24 protein-coding genes, 1 tRNA gene and 1 other RNA gene are annotated in these 18,082 nt (G+C 65.4%); 18 read left to right on the top strand and 8 right to left on the bottom strand.

Annotated features, from left to right (window positions below):
- Positions 1-114 precede the first annotated feature (114 nt).
- Complete coding sequence (locus OVA17_RS13315) at positions 115-537, top strand: hypothetical protein (RefSeq protein WP_267787040.1); 423 nt, start codon at positions 115-117, stop codon at positions 535-537.
- Here OVA17_RS13315 and OVA17_RS13310 read toward each other — a convergent pair.
- Entirely contained in the window at positions 518-1,057 is a 540-nt protein-coding gene (locus OVA17_RS13310) for an NUDIX hydrolase (RefSeq protein WP_267787039.1), read from the bottom strand. The two genes, OVA17_RS13315 and OVA17_RS13310, sit on opposite strands and share 20 nt — an antisense overlap.
- Before the next feature lie 158 nt (positions 1,058-1,215).
- Between OVA17_RS13310 and OVA17_RS13305 the strand changes: the two genes are divergently transcribed.
- The 4 genes from OVA17_RS13305 (at position 1,216) to OVA17_RS13290 (ending at position 3,649) form a co-directional block, all read left to right on the top strand.
- On the top strand, positions 1,216-2,130 hold the full coding sequence (locus OVA17_RS13305) for a hypothetical protein (protein ID WP_267787038.1): 915 nt from the start codon (positions 1,216-1,218) through the stop codon (positions 2,128-2,130).
- 149 nt (positions 2,131-2,279) lie between these two features.
- Complete coding sequence (locus tag OVA17_RS13300) at positions 2,280-2,597, top strand: hypothetical protein (protein WP_267787037.1); 318 nt, start codon at positions 2,280-2,282, stop codon at positions 2,595-2,597.
- 430 nt (positions 2,598-3,027) lie between these two features.
- The gene (locus OVA17_RS13295; protein ID WP_267787036.1) at positions 3,028-3,189 is read left to right on the top strand and encodes a hypothetical protein; all 162 of its coding nucleotides are present in this window, start codon (positions 3,028-3,030) and stop codon (positions 3,187-3,189) included.
- Positions 3,190-3,274: 85 nt separating this feature from the next.
- Complete coding sequence (locus tag OVA17_RS13290; protein WP_267787035.1) at positions 3,275-3,649, top strand: hypothetical protein; 375 nt, start codon at positions 3,275-3,277, stop codon at positions 3,647-3,649.
- A gap of 158 nt (positions 3,650-3,807) precedes the next feature.
- Here the strand turns inward: OVA17_RS13290 and OVA17_RS13285 are convergent, their stop codons facing one another.
- Positions 3,808-4,086: a hypothetical protein gene (locus tag OVA17_RS13285; RefSeq protein WP_267787034.1), complete on the bottom strand. Its 279-nt coding sequence runs from the start codon at positions 4,084-4,086 to the stop codon at positions 3,808-3,810.
- Between the two features lie 996 nt (positions 4,087-5,082).
- Here OVA17_RS13285 and OVA17_RS13280 point away from each other — a divergent pair.
- Together OVA17_RS13280 and OVA17_RS13275 are read left to right on the top strand one after the other, a co-directional pair.
- Positions 5,083-5,598, top strand: a complete 516-nt coding sequence (locus tag OVA17_RS13280; protein ID WP_267787033.1) for a hypothetical protein — start codon at positions 5,083-5,085, stop codon at positions 5,596-5,598.
- Positions 5,599-5,772: 174 nt separating this feature from the next.
- Complete coding sequence (locus tag OVA17_RS13275; RefSeq protein ID WP_267787032.1) at positions 5,773-5,979, top strand: hypothetical protein; 207 nt, start codon at positions 5,773-5,775, stop codon at positions 5,977-5,979.
- Between the two features lie 305 nt (positions 5,980-6,284).
- Here OVA17_RS13275 and OVA17_RS13270 read toward each other — a convergent pair whose 3' ends face one another.
- Positions 6,285-6,866 (bottom strand): hypothetical protein, encoded by a 582-nt coding sequence (locus OVA17_RS13270; RefSeq protein WP_267787031.1) that lies wholly within the window; start codon positions 6,864-6,866, stop codon positions 6,285-6,287.
- Between the two features lie 416 nt (positions 6,867-7,282).
- On the opposite strand from OVA17_RS13270, the gene OVA17_RS13265 reads away from it, so the two are divergent.
- From OVA17_RS13265 to OVA17_RS13235, 7 genes are all read left to right on the top strand, one after another.
- Positions 7,283-7,978, top strand: a complete 696-nt coding sequence (locus tag OVA17_RS13265) for a hypothetical protein (RefSeq protein ID WP_267787030.1) — start codon at positions 7,283-7,285, stop codon at positions 7,976-7,978.
- Between the two features lie 80 nt (positions 7,979-8,058).
- Entirely contained in the window at positions 8,059-8,631 is a 573-nt protein-coding gene (locus OVA17_RS13260; protein WP_267787028.1) for a hypothetical protein, read from the top strand.
- Positions 8,628-9,209 carry a hypothetical protein gene (locus OVA17_RS13255; RefSeq protein ID WP_267787026.1) on the top strand — a complete coding sequence of 194 codons (582 nt, stop codon included), beginning with the start codon at positions 8,628-8,630 and terminating at the stop codon, positions 9,207-9,209. Before OVA17_RS13260 ends, OVA17_RS13255 begins: the two co-directional genes overlap by 4 nt.
- Positions 9,206-9,595 carry a hypothetical protein gene (locus OVA17_RS13250; protein ID WP_267787025.1) on the top strand — a complete coding sequence of 130 codons (390 nt, stop codon included), beginning with the start codon at positions 9,206-9,208 and terminating at the stop codon, positions 9,593-9,595. The genes OVA17_RS13255 and OVA17_RS13250 overlap by 4 nt, the downstream gene beginning before the upstream one ends.
- 162 nt (positions 9,596-9,757) lie before the next feature.
- A complete protein-coding gene (locus OVA17_RS13245) occupies positions 9,758-10,054 on the top strand; it encodes a hypothetical protein (RefSeq protein ID WP_267787024.1) in 297 nt (98 codons plus the stop codon).
- A 29-nt stretch (positions 10,055-10,083) separates the two neighbouring features.
- Entirely contained in the window at positions 10,084-10,632 is a 549-nt protein-coding gene (locus OVA17_RS13240; RefSeq protein ID WP_267787023.1) for a hypothetical protein, read from the top strand.
- Positions 10,633-11,073: 441 nt separating this feature from the next.
- Positions 11,074-11,676, top strand: coding sequence for a recombinase family protein (locus tag OVA17_RS13235; RefSeq protein ID WP_267787021.1), 603 nt, complete (start codon positions 11,074-11,076; stop codon positions 11,674-11,676).
- A 26-nt stretch (positions 11,677-11,702) separates the two neighbouring features.
- Here OVA17_RS13235 and OVA17_RS13230 read toward each other — a convergent pair whose 3' ends face one another.
- Together OVA17_RS13230 and OVA17_RS13225 are read right to left on the bottom strand one after the other, a co-directional pair.
- Positions 11,703-13,289, bottom strand: a complete 1,587-nt coding sequence (locus tag OVA17_RS13230) for an ATP-dependent nuclease (RefSeq protein WP_267787019.1) — start codon at positions 13,287-13,289, stop codon at positions 11,703-11,705.
- 202 nt (positions 13,290-13,491) lie between these two features.
- Positions 13,492-13,695 (bottom strand): helix-turn-helix transcriptional regulator, encoded by a 204-nt coding sequence (locus OVA17_RS13225; RefSeq protein ID WP_267787017.1) that lies wholly within the window; start codon positions 13,693-13,695, stop codon positions 13,492-13,494.
- A gap of 148 nt (positions 13,696-13,843) precedes the next feature.
- Here OVA17_RS13225 and OVA17_RS13220 point away from each other — a divergent pair, with 148 nt between their 5' ends.
- Positions 13,844-14,935, top strand: a complete 1,092-nt coding sequence (locus tag OVA17_RS13220; protein WP_267787016.1) for a tyrosine-type recombinase/integrase — start codon at positions 13,844-13,846, stop codon at positions 14,933-14,935.
- A 91-nt stretch (positions 14,936-15,026) separates the two neighbouring features.
- Here OVA17_RS13220 and OVA17_RS13215 read toward each other — a convergent pair.
- Positions 15,027-15,102 (bottom strand) — tRNA-Lys (locus OVA17_RS13215).
- 103 nt (positions 15,103-15,205) lie between these two features.
- Between OVA17_RS13215 and OVA17_RS13210 the strand changes: the two genes are divergently transcribed.
- Both OVA17_RS13210 and OVA17_RS13205 read left to right on the top strand, forming a co-directional pair.
- Complete coding sequence (locus OVA17_RS13210; protein ID WP_267787015.1) at positions 15,206-16,030, top strand: inositol monophosphatase family protein; 825 nt, start codon at positions 15,206-15,208, stop codon at positions 16,028-16,030.
- Positions 16,027-16,596, top strand: coding sequence for a hypothetical protein (locus OVA17_RS13205; protein ID WP_267787014.1), 570 nt, complete (start codon positions 16,027-16,029; stop codon positions 16,594-16,596). Before OVA17_RS13210 ends, OVA17_RS13205 begins: the two co-directional genes overlap by 4 nt.
- 19 nt (positions 16,597-16,615) lie before the next feature.
- Here the strand turns inward: OVA17_RS13205 and OVA17_RS13200 are convergent, their stop codons facing one another.
- Positions 16,616-16,870: a hypothetical protein gene (locus OVA17_RS13200; RefSeq protein ID WP_267787013.1), complete on the bottom strand. Its 255-nt coding sequence runs from the start codon at positions 16,868-16,870 to the stop codon at positions 16,616-16,618.
- Between the two features lie 82 nt (positions 16,871-16,952).
- Here OVA17_RS13200 and OVA17_RS13195 point away from each other — a divergent pair, with 82 nt between their 5' ends.
- Positions 16,953-17,492, top strand: a complete 540-nt coding sequence (locus OVA17_RS13195; protein WP_267787012.1) for a YaeQ family protein — start codon at positions 16,953-16,955, stop codon at positions 17,490-17,492.
- 84 nt (positions 17,493-17,576) lie between these two features.
- Here OVA17_RS13195 and ssrA read toward each other — a convergent pair.
- Positions 17,577-17,946: a transfer-messenger RNA gene (gene ssrA, locus OVA17_RS13190) on the bottom strand.
- Between the last annotated feature and the right edge of the window lie 136 nt (positions 17,947-18,082).

Below are 18,082 nucleotides of genomic sequence, written 5' to 3'. Positions count from 1 at the left end.
CTGCTCGCCCGTCTCCTCGGGACGACGTTTAACGAAGACGTTGTCCCGTTTCGGAAACGTTAAATCTCCCCCAGATCCTCCCCGATCGGTCACCCGGGACCGTACCTTCGGTGCATGACTTCCCCCGGAGTCAGCGTCGCTCCCCCGGTCGACGCCGAGCCTGCCCGCCTCGCCGGGCGAGAGAGGATCCCCATGTCATCGACGACCCCTACCCGAACGCGTCGGACCATCGCCTCCGCCGTCGTCACCGTCGCCGGAGCGCTGACCGCTCTGTGCCTCGCCCCGGCAGCGGTTGCCGCGCCCGAATCAGAGGACGACTACATCGTCATGCTCGAGGGCGGCACCGCCGTCGACCGCATCTCTCAGCGGCTGGGCGGGCTCCTTCCCGCCGGAGCAGTGACGCGGACGTTCGACACCCTCGGCGGATTCGTCGCCACGAACATCCCCTCCGTCCGGCGAATCGCCGCGGAGGGGATGCTTCGTGGGCGTCCTGGGAAGAGGTTTGCCCGATGCCGTTCTAGACGCCGTCGGCGGTGACGTGCATCTCTGCGACCCGTTGACCCAGCGTCTCCCACAGCTGATCGAACCGGGCGTTCCAGGGTGTCGCGAAAACACCGTCCTGCCACCGCTGGTGCACGACGTCGAGGGTGACCCACTCGGCATCCTGAACCTCCTCCGGGTCGGGCACGGGCACCGGCTCGCCCTCGATGCGAGCCACCCACAGGTCGAACAGGGCGCTCTCTTCCACGACGCGTCCGACGAGCACGAGATCGTCGGGAGTCAGCACCATCCCGGTCTCCTCGGCGAGCTCGCGCACCGCGCCCGTACGGCTGGTCTCTCCGCGCAACGCGCTGCCGGCGGGGAACTCCCACGCCAACGGGTAGTCCTTACCCGCAGCCCGCAGACTCATCAAGACCCGCCCACTCGACGACACCAGGCACACGGATGCCACGATGTGGAATGACCCCGCCGGCACGGGGCCGTCACCGCGTCGGTGCAGCGTTCCCGTCGGGGTGCCTTGGATGTCGGTGACATCCCACATCTCGTCGTCGGCCATGGGAACCTCCCGGGTTCGTCGTGCGCCGCGTGCAGCGCATCGCTCCATCCTGCCGGGCCCCGGAACCCCGTGCAGGAGGATTGCGCGGGCGCACAGTGCTTGATTTGAACGGCACAGAATCCCGCAGTAGCGTTCCCAGCCGGGGGTCACGGGAAATCATGCTGCTGCTGTCGGTGGGCGTCGTCGTCGTCTCTGTCGCTGTCGCCATCGTCGTCGCTGCCTACGCCTTCGCCCGACCCCGCCCCCTGGATCCCCGCGCCGCGGCGTTGAGAATCACCGCCGCGGCCGCGACGCTGTCCGTCGGGTCGGCCGTCATGCGTCTCATCGGAGACCGCGATGTGAACGTCGTCTCCGCCACCTTCCCCGCCGACACCGCGTTCGTTCTGTCCATCGGCCTCATGTGCGTCGCAATGACCATGGCGCGGCAGCGTCTCGCACGCTCCGCAGCGGGCGCAACACTCGTCGCGGGGCTGACGGTCGCCACGAGTTCGGTGTTGCTGCCACCGGACGCAGCCCGCATCGTGCTGCTGTGCACGCTGACCCTCACGTGCGGGGCCTGCGCGTTGCTGGCGCTGCGCAACACCGTCCTACCCCGGCCCCCTCGGATCGTCATCGCGGTCGCGACAGCCTTCTACGCACTCCACTGCGCGACGCGGGCACTGGCGTATCTGACGAGCGGACCTGACGCCGCCTTCGGCGCGGCGCCGTTCGGTGTGAGCACCTTGGCTGCGGCACTCCTCGCCAACGCATGCGTCGCCGCCGCGATTCTCCTGCTTTTCCTGCCCGTCGCCCGAGAGACCACCGCCGCCTCACGAGCATGGACGACCTTGACCATCGCGGACTGGCGTCTCGTGGTCGACGCCTACGGGATCCTGCGCGCCCGAGAACTCGTGTCCGAACTTCAGGCCGCCGTCCGCGATCGAGACCCCGACGCCCGGAACGCGCGCCACGGCATCTCTACGACCCTCTCGTCACCGATGCAGGTGCTCACGACGTATCTGCCCTACGAGTACGGATGGCAGCCGCACGAGATCGCGCCCATCGCGGAACAGACGGAGCAACGCGCCGACTGACGCATGGGCGCGTGCCAAGGCGAATGAGACCCCCGCCGAGAACTGAGGCGCGAGGGCGCCACACCGTCTTCACGGTTCTTCGCACGTCGCGTACGCGATCACGCATGCGGCGCGTGCCAGAATCGCCGCACGATTCCATTGGGGGGCATATGAAGGCTGGGCAGCGCGGCTTGGCTATTACCGGCCTCCTGATCGGCGGCGCAGCCCTTCTCGTGGGGGGCACGGTGCTCACCGTGATCAAGGGGACTCAGATCATCGGCATGGGTGTCCAGGTGTTCGGGGCATGGTTCAGCTACGTGCCCATCTTCACCGAAGCCACTCCGAAGCCGATACCGGCCTATCACTTCTTCTGGCCCGCGCTCACGCTCGTCGGAGGGTTGGCCGCGTTCTTCCTGGGCTGGGTAGTCGTCATCAGGGGTGCAGCGCTTGCTTGGCCGACTCGATTCGACCGCTCGCTTCTGAAGTGATCTTGCATCCGCAGAACGACGAACCGCCCCAATACCAGCGGCGCCTGGTGAGGAGGGGTTTGATGGTGCACCCCTGGAACTCGAACCCACAACCCAGCAATTAAGAGTCAAAGGGACCGGCCCATCCTCACCTATCCGATAGTGTCCGTTGCCGCCGCCCCAATCGGCACGAGAACGGTGGCAGCGGGCGCTGTCTTTGGCCTCCTCTGTCCGCGTCTTGTAATGCGTCGTGTGCCTGCGGTGTGCCTGCTGAGCGCGCGCGTTCTGCAATTGGACTGGGCCGAGAGCACCCCAGCGCGGTCGTCCCACGGCGAGGCACGACCGGAACGACGCTGCCCCCCCCCCCCCCCCCCCCCGATACCTTGTGGCCATGATTTGAAGCTTTCACTATGGCGAGAAGCAGCTAGGCACCGGGCTGAGTATGAAAGCGGTGGACCAGCTCACCGATCAGCTCGAACAAGCTCTGGCGCAGGCTGAGGCAAATCACGGGTGGGTCTGGTTCTCGATGCAGCACGACAACGGCCAGGGCGGTGTCGCCGAGGAACGTCTGCTCATCTCGCCCGGCATTGCCATGTGCTTCCTGGAGGAGTAGCCGCGTGAGCGACACCCCCGGGCCCTACCCCAGCTAAGCGCCGCGAAGCGATGACCGAGGAGCGGCACCCCTAGGCTCCGCGCCCGTGGTCGAGGGACTGAATCAGGACGTGCGGCTTCGGCTCAAGGTCGTCCTCGAGGGCGCGCAGCGAGCACGCGGCGACGTCGAGCGCCTCGGCGAGAACATTAATCAGGATCTCCGCGGCGAGCTGGAGAAGGCCACCGACTCGATCGTCAAGATGGAGAACGAGCTCGAGAAGCTCGGCGGGCTCGGCAAGAACGCGGGCGCCAAGCTCGCTGGCGGAGCGAAGGACGCGGGCGCCGCGTGGAAGGCCGCGCTCAAGGAGGTCACGGACGCGCAGAAGGCGCTCGCAGTCAACGCGCGCGGTGCCGTCACTGCCGTCGGGCCACGACCGAGAACTCACCCCGCGACGACGCGTGGGGCATCCTCCTGCCCATGATCTTCATCGGCGGCATCCTCGCCGTAGGCGCCGTCCTCTTCGCCGTCTTCTTCCACTGATCTCGCACCGTCGCGCGCCAAACGGAAGAAGGCCCCAGGATCGCGTCCTACCGAACGCACCTGGGGCCCTCCACTACGCCTCCGACTCGAGCGGCCGGATCAGCTCGCCTGCATTGTGCGGATGCGCGCCTCGAGTTCCGCTAGCTCCTGACGCAGCGACAAAACGCTCGCCGTCGAGAAGCGCGAGACAGGCAACTCCGCAATCGCCTCTGCCCAGAACTCGTTCACCTCGAGCTCCCGCGCGATCTCCTGCAACACGGTGTCGCGTCCGCCCGACGCCCGCTGAACCGCCCGCATCACGGCGTCCGGGGCTTCCGCCGCGCGAAGCAGCACCACAAGCAACGCGCGCCGGTCTTGGAGGTTCTCGAGCTCGTCCATGCGACCGATCCTAAGACGCGGGCGTGCGCGCGGTGTTCGGATTGTAGCACCCATCACTCACCGTGCGGATGCCCTTCGAGCCCTCCACGCTCCACTTAACCGGGTACCCAGAGGGAACGGGCTCGTAGTAGTAGACATGGGTTATGCCGCGCTTGCTGAGATACTCCGTACTGTTGCTTCCGCTGCGGCGATAGACTACATCGCCCACCGAGTCCAGCTCCACACGCACCAAGACTTTGTATCCGCGAGGGCAAGTTTCCTCGCCGTAGCTCTTGTACACCGCTGCCTGCGCGCCCGAGGCACCCAGCCCTACGAGCATCCCCGCTGCGACCGCGACTGCCGCCGCCTTACCCGCGAGCGCACCAATTCTCCGCTTTGCCGACATTGCAAACCCCTTCGTGAGTAGGAACTGCTTTTCGCGAGAACAGTAACAACACGAAAGCGTCTGTGCATATCACGCAGTCACATGAATTTAGTTTTGTCAGCTTTCGCAATTCCTTACACGCAAAAGACAATTTCGAATAACAATCCGCGTAAGCCGACCGAGCCGCGAACGCCATGCGACCCAACGTCGGGCTTAGACTCCGGCCCACGCCTCCGGCCCGCTGCCTCCTCTCTCAGCAGACCGGGGCGATCCACGTCCGAGGGCGCTACAGCCCAAGGCGGCCCCGCTCGGGGCGTAGCCCCGCGGCTCCTTCCTGACCGACGTCGGCCGGAACGGCCCAGCACCCCCGCGTACAGCAGTTCACCGAACGGTGTATGGAACCGGGCGAGAAAGCTCTCGATTAGCGCGCAAACGCGTACGAGGGTCAGACGTCTAAGGCCGGTACCACACAGAACCGCCGGAAAGTCGCCCACCGGCGGAGTGTGCGAGGCGGGCGCCGTGACCGCCAGCGACCTCGCGCTGAGCGCTTCCGCGATCGCCGCCGGCGCACAGCTCTGAATTGCCGTCACCTCCGTCCCCAGCACGCCTCTCCGCGGCATAAGCCTCACCGCGTGGTGGCGATGATCTCCGCCGGGCCCGTGCAAACCCCCGCTTACCGACCCCTGTCCCTGTCCAACTACCGGGACGGCAAGATCGCCGGCTACATCGCGAACAGCCTCAGCACCTCCATCGGGACGCTTCTCGAGCGCTCGCTCGCGATGGTGCCGCAGGCTCACGTCGGCAAAGCCGCCCACCCCTTGCCCTGGAGCGCTACTCCGAACGCCTGGCTCGGTGCGCCCCAGTCCGAGACGTACGAGCCGCACAGTTTCCTCGTCAGCCCCAACGCCGCCTTCCGAAAGCAGAACTCTTGCGCGGCGGGCTTGAACGCGAGCCTGTACGTCATCTTCTACCCCAGCGCGAGCCCGAGGATGCCCCCTTGGCGGACAATTCTGCTCGCGAGCGCCGCCGACTGGGTGCAGCGCGTGACCAACCTAAGCGACGGAATCGACACCGTCAGCTGCATCTTCCTCCATGAGTTCGGCCACTACATCGACGCGGAAGGCCGATGGGTCACCGATGGCATCTAAAGAACGGCAGCCGACGCGGAGCTGCAGCCGAGCATCACCAACCGCCCCGAGTGGACGGCGCTCTAAACCCGCATCATGGCGAAGCCTGTGCCGAGCACAGCCGGGCTACCCTTCCTCGCCGACTAATTCCGCTGGAACATCGCGGAGTGGTTCGCGGGCCTCTACTCGGTACGGGTGCTGACGAACCTCCGCTCGGGCGAGACCGTCGCGTACGGCCGCGTCAACGCAGAGCAGACCCGCTTCCATCCCTCTCTTCTGCGCCTCATGGCCGCCGGGGACAGCGCCCTATACACGGACATGATGCAGCTCTTCTCGAGCGCTTTCCCCCAGCTCTCATCGCCCTCCCCCGCGTGGGATGGCTTCGGAGAGCCGCCCGCTTAATGGGCGCGAGACCGCACCAGCCTGCATTGGCTTGGGCACGTTCAGGGCACGACGCCGTCTCTCGTGCCTTCCGGCGTGCCCAGAGTAGTTAGGCCAGACGCAGAAAGGCCCGGCTTGCCGGGCCTCTCTGTTTGGTGCACCCCCTGGGACTTGAACCCAGAACCCACTGTTGGCTCAGGGCCGTTTTTTACCGTTATGCGACGTTGTCAAGCGTTTGTGGAGAGCTGTGCAAAACCCAGGTAATCCGGTCTTTCGGAGCTTCAACTCGTCACGTCGCGTCACGCCCAAACTCGGACGCATCCTGACTAAATCCTGACTGGGCGGCCGTCCGAAGGCAGCTCGAAAGGCGGCGTCCAGCCCTCTGCCTCGAACAACTCGGCGAGTGGTTGCTCCAGGGCGCGCTTCATCTCGGGATGCTCGGGCAGGTCATTGATGCGCATACCGATGACATGGAGGCCTGTGATCTCGGTCACGGGCCATGCGATGTCTCTTCGGACCGCGATTAGGAAATCGGCCATGAGACGCATAGTGACGAGAGTCGGGGGTGACGCAACCGACCCCACCCTGAATCGGTAGAACGTCTCGACAGCCTCGTCAGAACCCCAAATGGCGACGAATGACGAGAAGTCAGCCATCACGGCTTCTAGACGATCGCTGGCGGCATCCTTCCGAAACGGGGTGAGCATGTCACCCAAAGTCTGCAAAAACGGCTGATACAGCTCGTACTTTCTCTCGGCGACGCGATCTTCGAGCGCTCTGAGTCGAGCGGCCTCGTGCTCAGCTCTCTGAGCTTTCCGCGCGGAGCGTGTCGCCCACAGCGCGGAGAAGATGCTCACCGCGGCAGGCACTGCCAGAGCGACTATCTGTACCCACAGGGGAAAGTCCATAGGCGGAGTCTCCCAGCGGGCCAGGTGCGCGACGCAGACGACACGCGTCGACATCTTCAGGTGAACACCGCCGGGGCAAAAAGAACCGCCCCCCGACGCCAATCGGAGAGCGGTTCAAGAGTTAGCAGCTCGTGTCTAGCCTACCGAACGCACCCACCGCATGCCCCCCTCGGCGCGTGCCTCTCGGCTCCGGCCGAGACGCCATACACCATGACTTCTCTTGTGAGTCTTCAGCCCCTGTGACACCCCCCTCCCCGGGGGCACTCTTCACCAAGGTGTTCTCCGCCAGGAAAAGCATCCAGAACTGCACCGTGGGCTGGATGTGCAACGTGGCCGATTGTCACTCGTGCGGTGAGCGCGTAGCGCTGAGAGCACAGACTGACGCGCTGGCACGGTTTGCTCGGTTCCCTTGGTGCGTGAGCCTGCGCCTGTCGGTCGAGCTGAACGCCGACCTCGATGGAGGACGACGCGACCTTGATCGGGTGCGGAGGACGTTTCTCGAAATAGCGAGACTGAGGCACACGGCGAAGGGGTACCACCGCAGCACCGAGGTCACTCGCGTGGGCGCCCGCTGGAATTGGCACGATCACGTCATCGTCATCCCCCTCGACCGCACCCTGGATGACGAGACTCACCGCCTTCTCGACGCGTGGGATGACGCCTGCCGTCAACACGACCTGACGCCTTCCACGCACAACCAGATCAGTCGGACGGACTCCGCCCTCACCTACATCACAAAACCTCGGCTCGGTACCGGTGAACGCTCCCTGCGCGACCTCATCGACCGCGCCGCCCAGGGCGACGCCGACGCCGTGGACGACTGGATCGAGTGGGACGGCTGGCGCCTCGCTCACCCCCACGCCCGGCTCCGCAGCTCGTGGGTCTCCTCGCCGACAACGGCACCATCCCCCACAGCTCCTAAGCCTCGCAATCAGCATGTGACAGGCATCGACCCCGCCGACTTCAACCGGTTGAGCCTTCTCATCGCGCTCGGCGTTACGACCGCAGCCGAGCAGGCTGACATCCTCGGAACCTCGCTCAGCACCACGAAGCGCCGTCGTCGCCACCTTCCGGACCTCCGCCCTGGACTCGCACCAGTGATGCGCGCCTGACACCCACAACACGCCCGACTTTCCGCCGCGATGAGCGATCGCAGCGCGGATGCCGACATGTTCCTTTAGAGGGAACCGACATGACCGCACCAGCAGCAGCACCCGCCCGCAGAGGGCGTCGGTGCGAGGCGTGCGCTCTCGACCCTGATCGCCGGGCACACCTCGAAACGCAGCTCCTCGCCGGTCACTCGCTTTCGCGCATTGCGCGCAATCCTGCGATGCCGAGCCGCGACAGCATCCGTCGCCATGTAGCTGGCGGTCACTTGCCCGCGGCCATTGCCGAAGAGGTTGCACGAGCGCACGGCCTGGACGCCACCAGCATCAGCGCACGCATCGTCGACATTGCCCGCCGCGCCCGTGAGACCGCTCTGGAGGCGCAGGAGGCGCGCGACCGGCGCGGAGTGCTCGCAGCCGGGGATAGCGAGTTACGTGCTCTCCTTGCCCTCGGGGGCGCCGGTGTCGAGACGGAGCACGATGCATTCATGCGCGACGGCGTAGCCGTGCTCGCCCGAAGCGCGCTCGCCGTGGCACAGCAGCATCCCGAGCTGGCAGAACTCATCGCGGCAGACCTACAGCAGCGTGACCGCGATGACCTTGCCGACGATCTTCTCGACTCAATCCCCGACACGACGACCCTGGAGGTTTCCCCGTGACCGACACGACAGCACTCACGCCCGCGCAGCAGCGCCTGGAGGCGGCCCGCGCCGAGGCCGCCGCTCTCGCAGCACGGAAGGCCGCCGCTGAGACCACCTCGACCACGGAGGGGCCGCGCGTCGCAGAGGTGGGAGAGCGTGTGCACTTTCTGGCGTCCGGCTTCAGCGTGCCGCAGTCACTTCCGGATGAACTGTGGGGCGGTCCCGGCAACCTTCAGATGACGCGCGGGGATGAGCTTGTGATCACCGAGCGTCACCGTGACGCCGCCCGCAATCGTTTCGGGGAACCGGGATGGTTGGGTCTCGTTTACGACGCTGACGAGCAGCGTCGTCGATACGGCCGCGTCGTGGTCGCACCGGGTCCCCGTCCCGCCGGAATGGAAAGCTGGGTAGTCGGCGACCGCGACTGGGCGCTTGCCCGCGAGAACGCGATGTTGGCCGCCGGGGCAATTGGCGACGCATATGAGCGCCAGGCGGCTATCAAGGCCGTCCAGGATCGGTTCGGCGCCCCGTGGAATCCGCATGTTGGCACGGTCACTTATTCGGGCGACGACGGCGACGCGGCGGTCCGTCGATGACCGCGCTTGGCAACACCAACCGTGGCGTACACAACGCCGTCACGCAGCTCGTGAGCGCGCACCTCGCCAACTCTGGCTTGCCCGCATCCCCGCGGCCCTACGTTGCTCCCCGCGCCAAGCTCTCGGATGCACTCGCCGCCGACCTGGAGCACGCCCACGACGGCGATGTGCGCGGCCTCGACGACCTGTGGATCGGTGTCACGGCGCGGCAGTCGTTCAGACCCTGGGACGACCTTGACCGCGCTCGCGTCGGCGCTGACATCACGGGCCGCAAGCTCGCCGCGTTCGTGCAGTGGAGGGCCGCTCGACGCGTTGGTGACGCGCTCGTAGTTATGTCGCTCGACGACCTGGCCCGGCTCCTCGGCGGCGACCCTCCGACCCGATAGACCCCCGCGGTCGCGCGACTAGGGCATGGTTGCGCGGCCTCGGGCACGCTGGGGGACCCGATGACAGATCCCAGCCCCCCGCCCCCAACTTTGAGGACATCGCGAAGTTGGGGGCGGGACCCCTCACCTTCTCGTGAACGGATACGCAATATGGGCAATCTCATGGACGACGCTCGCGAGGAGTTCGCGCGCATCCGCTTCGACGACGAGACGCAGCTCGTCGAGCCGACCGTCGGCAGCAGCAAGGCTGGATCGATTGCTGTTCACATCGACGGCGCCGGACCGTGGGCGCTCCCGTCCAAGGTCCGTGTATCGCCCGGCAGAGGCGTTCTGTATGTGCTCGGGACCGCGAACCGCGTGCACGTCCTCATCGCTCGCCAGGGGCGCGTACGCGAGTTGCTCGTGCCTCTCGACATCGCCGCTCGCATCCGTCGCGAGCGGTTCGGCCTCACCGGCTGATTCCCACCTCAACCCCGATCGGACACACGATGACTATCCATCTCCCCGGCCACCTGGTGAGCCGCCAGCCGACGGGCACGCCGGACGGCCTCCGGACGATCCCGCCGACCATCCTCGCCCCCTCCACCAGCGACTCCTCCGCTTACGCGGTCGGCACCCTCGTGGTCCGCATCCGCACGCGGCTGGAGGCAGTACCCGCCGAGATTGACGGTGTGCCGGTCCTATTCGTGACCGACCGTGAGGGTAAGGCCGTGCATGTCCTCGCTGACAGCCGCCATGGGATTACCGAGGTAGTCGGCTGGACTGCCGACCAGCTCGACGAAATTCGAACCAATCACTTTGGCGGCCTCGGGGTCGGGACGGCAAAGGCCGCCGCCGCGGGTACCGTCGTGCAGCTCAGTAACTCGATCGACGGCAACCTCGACAACACCTTTCATGCCACGCGAGCGACAGCAGGCGGAGACCGTGAGATCGCCCGCCTCGTCGCCCTGTCCGCGAGCATGGACGACAACGGCACCGGCGGCAACACTGAGGTCGATCGACTGGCAAAGCTGGGCGACTCGCTGAGCGACGGATGACGCGCTCCCGGCGACCCCAGACCGCCGCTGAAGCATACGCAGCGCTACGGCGCGCAATGCTCAGCGCTGACCCGGCGTGCGCGGGCGATCCGCGGTTCACGGAGGAGAATGCCGAGCTGGAGCCGTTGGCCGTGATCTGTGCGACGTGCAAGGTCTTCACGCAGTGCGAGGCCGTCGCGATGTCGTCGCAGACGGGGCCGATCTCGGGTGTCGTCGCTGGCCGTATCCGCCGTGGTAGCGCCCCGACCACCCTTTCCCGGGCCGATTGATTCGCTCCGAACCTCGATAGCGGATCGCCTCTCAAAAACGATGCTGGCGTGAGAGACCCGGCAGTGAGAACGGGTCCGCGTGATTCCGCGCCTGGACTCACCCGAGAGGCTGTATCAGAACTCAGACCGAATCGAGTCGAAAAAACGTGTGAGTCTATGAGAGGCTTGACGCATGACGACCTCGCAGAGCATCCGCCTCGGTTACACCCGTGTGTCGACCTCGGCTCAGGATGAGCAGCTCCAGCTCGACGCCCTCGACGGCGCGAAGGTGCTTCGCCGTAACCGGTACTCGGATCACGGCGTGAGCGGCACGAAGACCTCGCGCCCCGGACTCGACGCGATGCTCGCCGACGCCTACGCCGAGCGAGAGGCCGGGCACGAGGTGACGATCGTCGTCTACCGCCTCGATCGCCTCGGGCGCAGCTCGCTTCACATCGCGCAGCTCCTCGCCGACCTTACGGAACGCGGGATCAACATTGAATCGGTCTCGGACGGTCTGAATAGCGCCACCCCCATGGGGAGGGCCATGTTGCAAATGGCTTCGATCTTCGCGGAGATGGAACGCAACATCATCGCCGAGCGCACCGTCGCCGGACTCGCAGCAGCGAAGGCGCAGGGTCGCACCGGGGGCCGCCCCAAGGCGATCGACAGCAAGCAGGCCCGCACGGCGCAGACCCTCCGCGACTCTGGCGAGAGCGTGCCCGACATCGCAAAGACCCTCGGCGTGAGCATCGCGACCGTCTACAGGACCACGAAGGCACCCGCGGGCAAGTAGACCGTCCGCGCTCGCGACGATCCCAGTCAATCCGATAAAACGGGGGCGACGAATCGCGCCACAGCCTCACTCTCATGAACACGCTCATGCAAGGCTGCGGACACCCATTGCGTGCTGTGCCCGCTCAAATGCTTCGCGAAAGACTCCATCTCTCCGGACGGCACTAGGTGGATACGAATCGATGTCAGCCGCTTGAGCAATTCTCTTGCGGACATGTACACGCTGCCTGCCGGAAGTGCTTGGAGTCCTGAGACCTTCAGCTGACCCCACATTTTATCCTGGTTTGCCTGCCGCACCGTCTCGGTGTACAGCTCATCTAAATGCGCATCCCAAGACGACCCCATTGCCTCCACAATGTTCCTTAGCTCCGCCTTTTTCTGCAATACGTCGAAATCGGGGAATGCCCAGGCTTCGACCCCGAGACTCGCGACAGCTTTGAGAACGCTCGGTATACCCGCCTTCCCTGATGCTGGCACGAACAACGTATCGTCTGCCACCGCGCGCCTATTTCGCTTCATTGCGAGATCGTCGAGCGCGGCCGAATAGAACCGGCAATCGGCGTCAGATTCGCAGACCACCACCTTGCGATGAAACAGGCCCTGCAAGACATTGGAGTAACGGAGCACGGGCGTCGACCAGACATCTGAGACCATATCGGGGGATATCTGAGTGAAATGGGTCTTATTCGACGAACGCGTTAGACGCAGGAGATTCACCGGTGCAGTGTCAGCCACAGAAAGCAAGCCGAGGACAAAATCCCGATCATGGGTTGAGACGATCAACTGCATGTTCTTAGAAGCAGCCTGCGATGCCAGCCACCTGCCGAGTACTCGACATTGCCCTGGGTGCAGGAACGCTTCCGGCTCATCGACGAGAAGAACGTCAAACCTGTGAGTCAGCACAAGGCTGGCGATACCAACGAAACTGCGAAACCCGTCACCTTGCACATCTAGCGTCGGCAGTTCGCTTAAAGCGTCTGCGTAGGCTTGCGTGGGGCTGTCGAATGGCGGCACCGGAACATTGATACTACCCACTCGCAGACGGGTCTGGACATCCAATCGGTCCATAATCAAGTTTTCACCGAAAGCCTCCGCGATTAGGGCCGACAGTTCGCGTTCCAACTCACCTGAAGCGCGCAACTTCAGCAACGCGTAATTCGATTCCCGCGCACTCGGGTCGATAAACCCGGCGGCGTACTGACTGAGAGTGCCCGCCGGGGCGTATTCGACAAAGAATGGTGCGATATTGCCCATGTGCAATTGCTCGCTCCCAGCATTTACCCAGAAGTGAAAACCTTCGAGGGTAATGCCGTGATCGCCTATCCGCATTGCGAAGTGTTCGTTCTCGCCCGGTTTGAGATCGTAGCGAACCGCGTGGCGGCGCAGCCAGTCCAGGGACTCATCCTTTGAGCCTTCCGGAACAGAGGCTTCCACCTTTTCTGCGACTACACGCCCGTTCGTTGGCTCCTCGTAAGCGAGGTCTCGTAGCTCACGGAGCAATTGAGACTTGCCCACGTTGTTGCCGCCTACAACGCAAGTAACCCCCGAGGGCGCGAGCGCGATCCGCTCCCCACCTGTCGACAAGATCGAGGAAAAGCGGTACTGGATGGTCATGTCTCACAGTGTGGCAGCGCCCACAAGCTTGTGGGCATGGCGCGCCGACCAGCCAACGCGGTTGAACGGCTGGGTTTAGCCTCCGCCGGTGCGATAATTTCTGGGCGCCCAGATCAGTCCACTGCGCCCCGCAGATCTCTCGCTAATACTTAGCAGCGCACGAACACGTCCAACGCCATCGGCTCGTTAGATTGCGTCGTCCTCAGGTCGCGCTCCTCTCCCCAGCCGTTAGCCACGCCTCTACATCACAAACTCGATATCGGACTCGGCCACCGGCACGGATGAAGCGCGGGCCGGTGCCCCGATAGCGCATCTGAGATAGCGCGGGCACGGAGCGACCGAGCCACGCCGCGACCTCCCTGGGCGTGAGAAGGCGAGATGTGTTGTTAAGGTCCGTGACAGTCATATCTTCTCTACGCCGATGACCCGGCGACCTTCAAGACTTCGGGGGAACGTTTTCCAAAGCATGGATCATCGATCGATGGAAGGGCGCCCGTACGGGGGCTGGTCTGCGCTGGCGTGTGGTGCACATCAACCCCGATACCCGGCGAGAGGTGTCCAAGTCATTCGACAAAAAGCCCGACGCCGAGGCACACCGAGCCAAAATCGAGAACTCTCTCCGCGATGACACCTACGTCTCGGCCGAGACCGCGGCCCTCACCGTCGCCGACGCCGTCACCGCGTGGATCAGCTCGAAGAAAGAGCCAGGCGACGCGACCATGGCGAAGTACAACAACGCGGTGAACAACTACGTCATCCCGCGATGGGGCAACACCCGCCTCAGCGCCGTCAAACGCACCGACGTCGACCAGTGGGTCTCTGCGCTCCAAAACGGCTCTGCGCCCCGCAGAAATGGCATGAAGGCGCACTCCGGCGGCCTCGCCCCCGCAACCATCGACGGCGTGCTCGTGCCGTTCATCGCGGGCCTACGGTTTGCGGTTTCCGAGGGATGGATCAGGCGCAACCCGGCCGAGGGAGTCGAGACGCCGCGCGTCGAGTCGGACCCCGTCATCTTCCTTACGCACGCGCAGCTCGACCACCTCGTGTGGACCACGAGACATATGGCCACTCCCGCCGACGCACTCATGATCGCGGCGATGGGGAATATCGGCCTCCGCATTGGCGAGGTAGCCGCTTTGACCGTCGGCGCCGTCGACCTCAAACGGCGCCGCATCTCCGTCACGGCGACCTTCACCACGGACATAAACGGACGCCCGCTCGTCGGGCGTCGAGCGAAGACCACCGCGGGCACGCGGGAGGTTCCAATTCCTCCGCACCTAGTCGACGACCTCCGCGCCCTCGTACGTGGTCGTGCCGCCAGCGCTCCCCTCTTCCCGTCATCGACCGGTACACACCTGAGCGTGTCGAACTGGAGGAACAGGGTGTGGTCCAAGGTGACCGCCGAGGCCGGAACGCCGGACGGCCTGACTCCGAAGGGTCTCCGACACACCGCCGCCTCTCTCGCTATCGCGGCAGGCGCTGACGTCCTCATGGTGCAACGGATGCTCGGCCACGCCGACGCCACGGAGACCCTGAACACTTACGCCAAGCTGTTCCCGGATCGCATGGATGAGGTCACGGAACGCATGTCGAAAGCTCGCGAGAAGGCACTCCGAAAGCGGACCGCCAGTCAGGGCGAATCCTGACCAGCTCAGGCGCATCCTGACCAGATCCTGACTCGGCTGCCAAACGCAAAAACGCCTCTCACTTGCAAAAACCAGGTGAGAGGCGTTTTATTGGTGCACCCCCTGGGACTTGAACCCAGAACCCACTGATTAAGAGTCAGTTGCTCTGCCGATTGAGCTAGAGGTGCGTTCTTTTCGGCCGAAGTTTCGCTCTCCGCGCCGAGGAATGACATTACCAGGCGTGACTCGAGCACACCAAATCGAGCCAGGAGCGCCCGTTATCCTTGAGCCGTGTCCTCCATCGAAGAGCCCGCCGCGCCCCTCGCGGACCTGACCGACGATCTCGCGCTCGCCCTTCGTCTGGCCGATGCCGCCGATGCGGTGACGATGGAACGCTTCGACTCGGCTGACCTGCGGATCGATACGAAGCCCGACCGCACGCACGTCACCGAGGCCGACCTCGCCACCGAGCGGGCCATCCGTCAGATCCTGGATGCCGAGCGCCCCGGCGACTCCGTCCTCGGTGAGGAGTACGGCACCTCGGGTGACACCTCCCGACGCTGGGTCATCGACCCCATCGACGGCACGCACAACTACATGCGGGGGATCCCCGTGTGGGCGACTCTCATCGCGCTGACGGTGGACGGCGTCCCCCGGGTCGGCGTGGTCAGCCAGCCCGCTATCGGCCGACGCTGGTGGGCCGCCGTCGGACACGGCGCCTGGACTGCCACCGCCGACGGACACACCCGCCGCATCTCCGTGTCCGCGATCGATGAGGTCTCGGCATCCAGCATCAGCTTCCAGAGCATCGAGCAGTGGGACGACGTCGACCTCGTCCCCACCCTCGAGAAGCTCGCGAGGGCCGTGTGGCGCGACCGCGCGTACGGCGACGCCCTCCCCTACATGTGGCTCGCCGAGGGTCGCCTTGAGCTCGTCGCCGAGTTCGGCGTGAAAGAGTACGACATCGCCGCGATCGCCCCGATCGTCCGCGAGGCCGGAGGTCGCTTCACCGCTTTCGACGGCACCGACCGTCTCGACGCGGGATCCTCGCTCGCGACGAACGGTCTGCTGCACGACGACTTCTTCGCCCTGCTGCACGAGGAGGACGCCCGATGATCCAGTTGCGCACCCCGCTCGTTGCCGCCGCCGGCCTCGTCGCGGCCCTCACGCTCTCAGGCTGCACCCCGACGCCCGACGCCGCGCCGAGCGTCGCCGCCAGCGCCACGGCGACCGACGTACCCGCTCCCGATTCGACCGCCAGCGCGACTCCGACGACGGCTCCGATCGATCCGACGTGCGAGAACATCATCCCGAAGTCCACCGCAGACGACTTCAAGAGTCTGGGCTGGACGTACCAAGAGGAGCCGTTCCGCATCGGGGCCACCGCGCTCGACGAGGGCATCCAGTGCAAGTGGGGCGACGCGAAGGTCGCCTCGGACCGCGTGCAGATCTTCGGCTGGGCCCCCATCGACGATGCGACCGCGCAGCGGGCGGAGAAAGACCTCGTCGCCTCGGGCTGGAAGCTCGAGCGCGACGCCACCGGAGACTACGTCACCGAGAATCCCGACTGGCTCGGCGGTCGCGGTGCGGACGGCTACGGCTTGACCTACCTGTTCGGTGACGGCTGGGTGAAGTTCGCCGACACCCGCCAGAGCCTGCTCCTCGTCGAGACGCCGCAGTAAGGGGTGCGCCCGCGCCGAATCATCGGTACGGGTTCACCGCCGCGGCATCCTGTCCTGCCGCGAATCCCTCGTCCCACGCGTCTCCGCGCGCTTCGCGCTCCCGCCACAGCTCGTCGGCTCGCAGCACCCGGTGGGCCAGAGCGACCCAATCGCTCCATCCGCCTTCTATCGGGGCGCCGTCTTCACGTGCCACGGCCCGCCAGCGCGCCGAATCCGGCACGGGCTCGAGGCGGAACGAACCGATGTCGATGCGGGAGCTACGCGGGTCGGGCATGCCCCGACGCTAGCCGGTTCACGACGACCACGGGTTCCATCCCGCCCGACAAGAAGGGCGGGACAACGTAGGCTCGATCCTCGTGGCTATCGGCTCGACCATTCACACCTTCACGGTGCAACTTTCCGACGTCGACCGCGGCGTGTACGACGAACTGCCGTTGCGCGTCGCCCGGCATCCGTCCGAGACCGCTCCGTACATGCTGACGCGCGTGCTGGCGTACTGCCTCGAGTACGAGGAGGGCATCGGCTTCAGCGAGGGTGTCGCCGCCACCGACGAGCCCGCCGTGATGGTCCGCGATCTCACCGGTGCGCTCGTCGCCTGGGTCGAGGTCGGGGCTCCGGATGCCGCCCGCCTGCACACCGGCAGCATGAAGGCCGAGAGGGTCGCCGTCTACACGCACCGCGACCCCGACAAGGTCGCAGCGCCCTGGGCCGGCAAGCGCATCCACCGCGCCGACGAGGTGCTGCTGCACAGCTTCGAGCCCGGCTTCGCCGAGAAGCTCGCCGACGCCATCGAACGCCGCAACACCGCCACCCTCACCCGCACCGAGGGGCGCATCTACCTCGAACTCAACGGCGTTTCGGGCGAGAGCGACATCCACACCCGCACCGCGGGCTGAGCGAACGCGAGAAAGCCCCCGCTCCCACCGAAACGGGCGGGAGCGGGGGCTTTCTCTTCGTGACAACCTCTTCGTGACAACGGCTCGTGGAGCTGGGGGGAATCGAACCCCCGTCCAACGCTGGGTCTCCGCGTTTTCTCCGGGCGCAGTCTGTGCAGACGTTCTGCTCGGCTCCGACCTTTGTCACAGACACCTAAGTCGACAAGCCCAGCCTGGGAAAAGTCCCGCGTGACGTCCAGACGCCGTCACACAGCAAGACCCCTAAATGACGCCAGATTCCGTGGCGGGGTCACACACGGTCTGACGGACTATCGGGCTCGCTTACGCAGCGAGGGCGAAGTCAGTGCGCTTAGCATTGGCACTTATTGTTTTGCAGGGAGCGTTTACGAGATAACCCCACATCCTCGGCCCGCTTCTCGCGGGTTCGCAGGCGCTGTCGAAACCGATCAGCCCCGGGAACTCCGTGATGGAGCGGCCGTTGTCACTCTGTTGAATTGCCACCTCGGGAACCGAAGCACCCGAGCATCACAGTCTATAACGGATCCCGGGCCCGGGTGATTCCCGCTCGACGGGATCCCACCCCCGTCCCG

Source organism: Microbacterium sp. SL75, assembly GCF_026625865.1.
GTDB lineage: Bacteria > Actinomycetota > Actinomycetes > Actinomycetales > Microbacteriaceae > Microbacterium.
This window is presented reverse-complemented; position numbering and strand designations above follow the sequence as displayed.

Bases quoted from the DNA above. Each gene is read 5' to 3' on its own strand.
- OVA17_RS13315 (WP_267787040.1), top strand. From the start codon at position 115: ATGACTTCCCCCGGAGTCAGCGTCGCTCCCCCGGTCGACGCCGAGCCT.
- OVA17_RS13310 (WP_267787039.1), bottom strand. From the start codon at position 1,057: ATGGCCGACGACGAGATGTGGGATGTCACCGACATCCAAGGCACCCCG.
- OVA17_RS13305 (WP_267787038.1), top strand. From the start codon at position 1,216: ATGCTGCTGCTGTCGGTGGGCGTCGTCGTCGTCTCTGTCGCTGTCGCC.
- OVA17_RS13300 (WP_267787037.1), top strand. From the start codon at position 2,280: ATGAAGGCTGGGCAGCGCGGCTTGGCTATTACCGGCCTCCTGATCGGC.
- OVA17_RS13285 (WP_267787034.1), bottom strand. From the start codon at position 4,086: ATGGACGAGCTCGAGAACCTCCAAGACCGGCGCGCGTTGCTTGTGGTG.
- OVA17_RS13270 (WP_267787031.1), bottom strand. From the start codon at position 6,866: ATGGACTTTCCCCTGTGGGTACAGATAGTCGCTCTGGCAGTGCCTGCC.
- OVA17_RS13260 (WP_267787028.1), top strand. From the start codon at position 8,059: ATGACCGCACCAGCAGCAGCACCCGCCCGCAGAGGGCGTCGGTGCGAG.
- OVA17_RS13250 (WP_267787025.1), top strand. From the start codon at position 9,206: ATGACCGCGCTTGGCAACACCAACCGTGGCGTACACAACGCCGTCACG.
- OVA17_RS13245 (WP_267787024.1), top strand. From the start codon at position 9,758: ATGGACGACGCTCGCGAGGAGTTCGCGCGCATCCGCTTCGACGACGAG.
- OVA17_RS13240 (WP_267787023.1), top strand. From the start codon at position 10,084: ATGACTATCCATCTCCCCGGCCACCTGGTGAGCCGCCAGCCGACGGGC.
- OVA17_RS13235 (WP_267787021.1), top strand. From the start codon at position 11,074: ATGACGACCTCGCAGAGCATCCGCCTCGGTTACACCCGTGTGTCGACC.
- OVA17_RS13230 (WP_267787019.1), bottom strand. From the start codon at position 13,289: ATGACCATCCAGTACCGCTTTTCCTCGATCTTGTCGACAGGTGGGGAG.
- OVA17_RS13225 (WP_267787017.1), bottom strand. From the start codon at position 13,695: ATGACTGTCACGGACCTTAACAACACATCTCGCCTTCTCACGCCCAGG.
- OVA17_RS13205 (WP_267787014.1), top strand. From the start codon at position 16,027: ATGATCCAGTTGCGCACCCCGCTCGTTGCCGCCGCCGGCCTCGTCGCG.
- OVA17_RS13200 (WP_267787013.1), bottom strand. From the start codon at position 16,870: ATGCCCGACCCGCGTAGCTCCCGCATCGACATCGGTTCGTTCCGCCTC.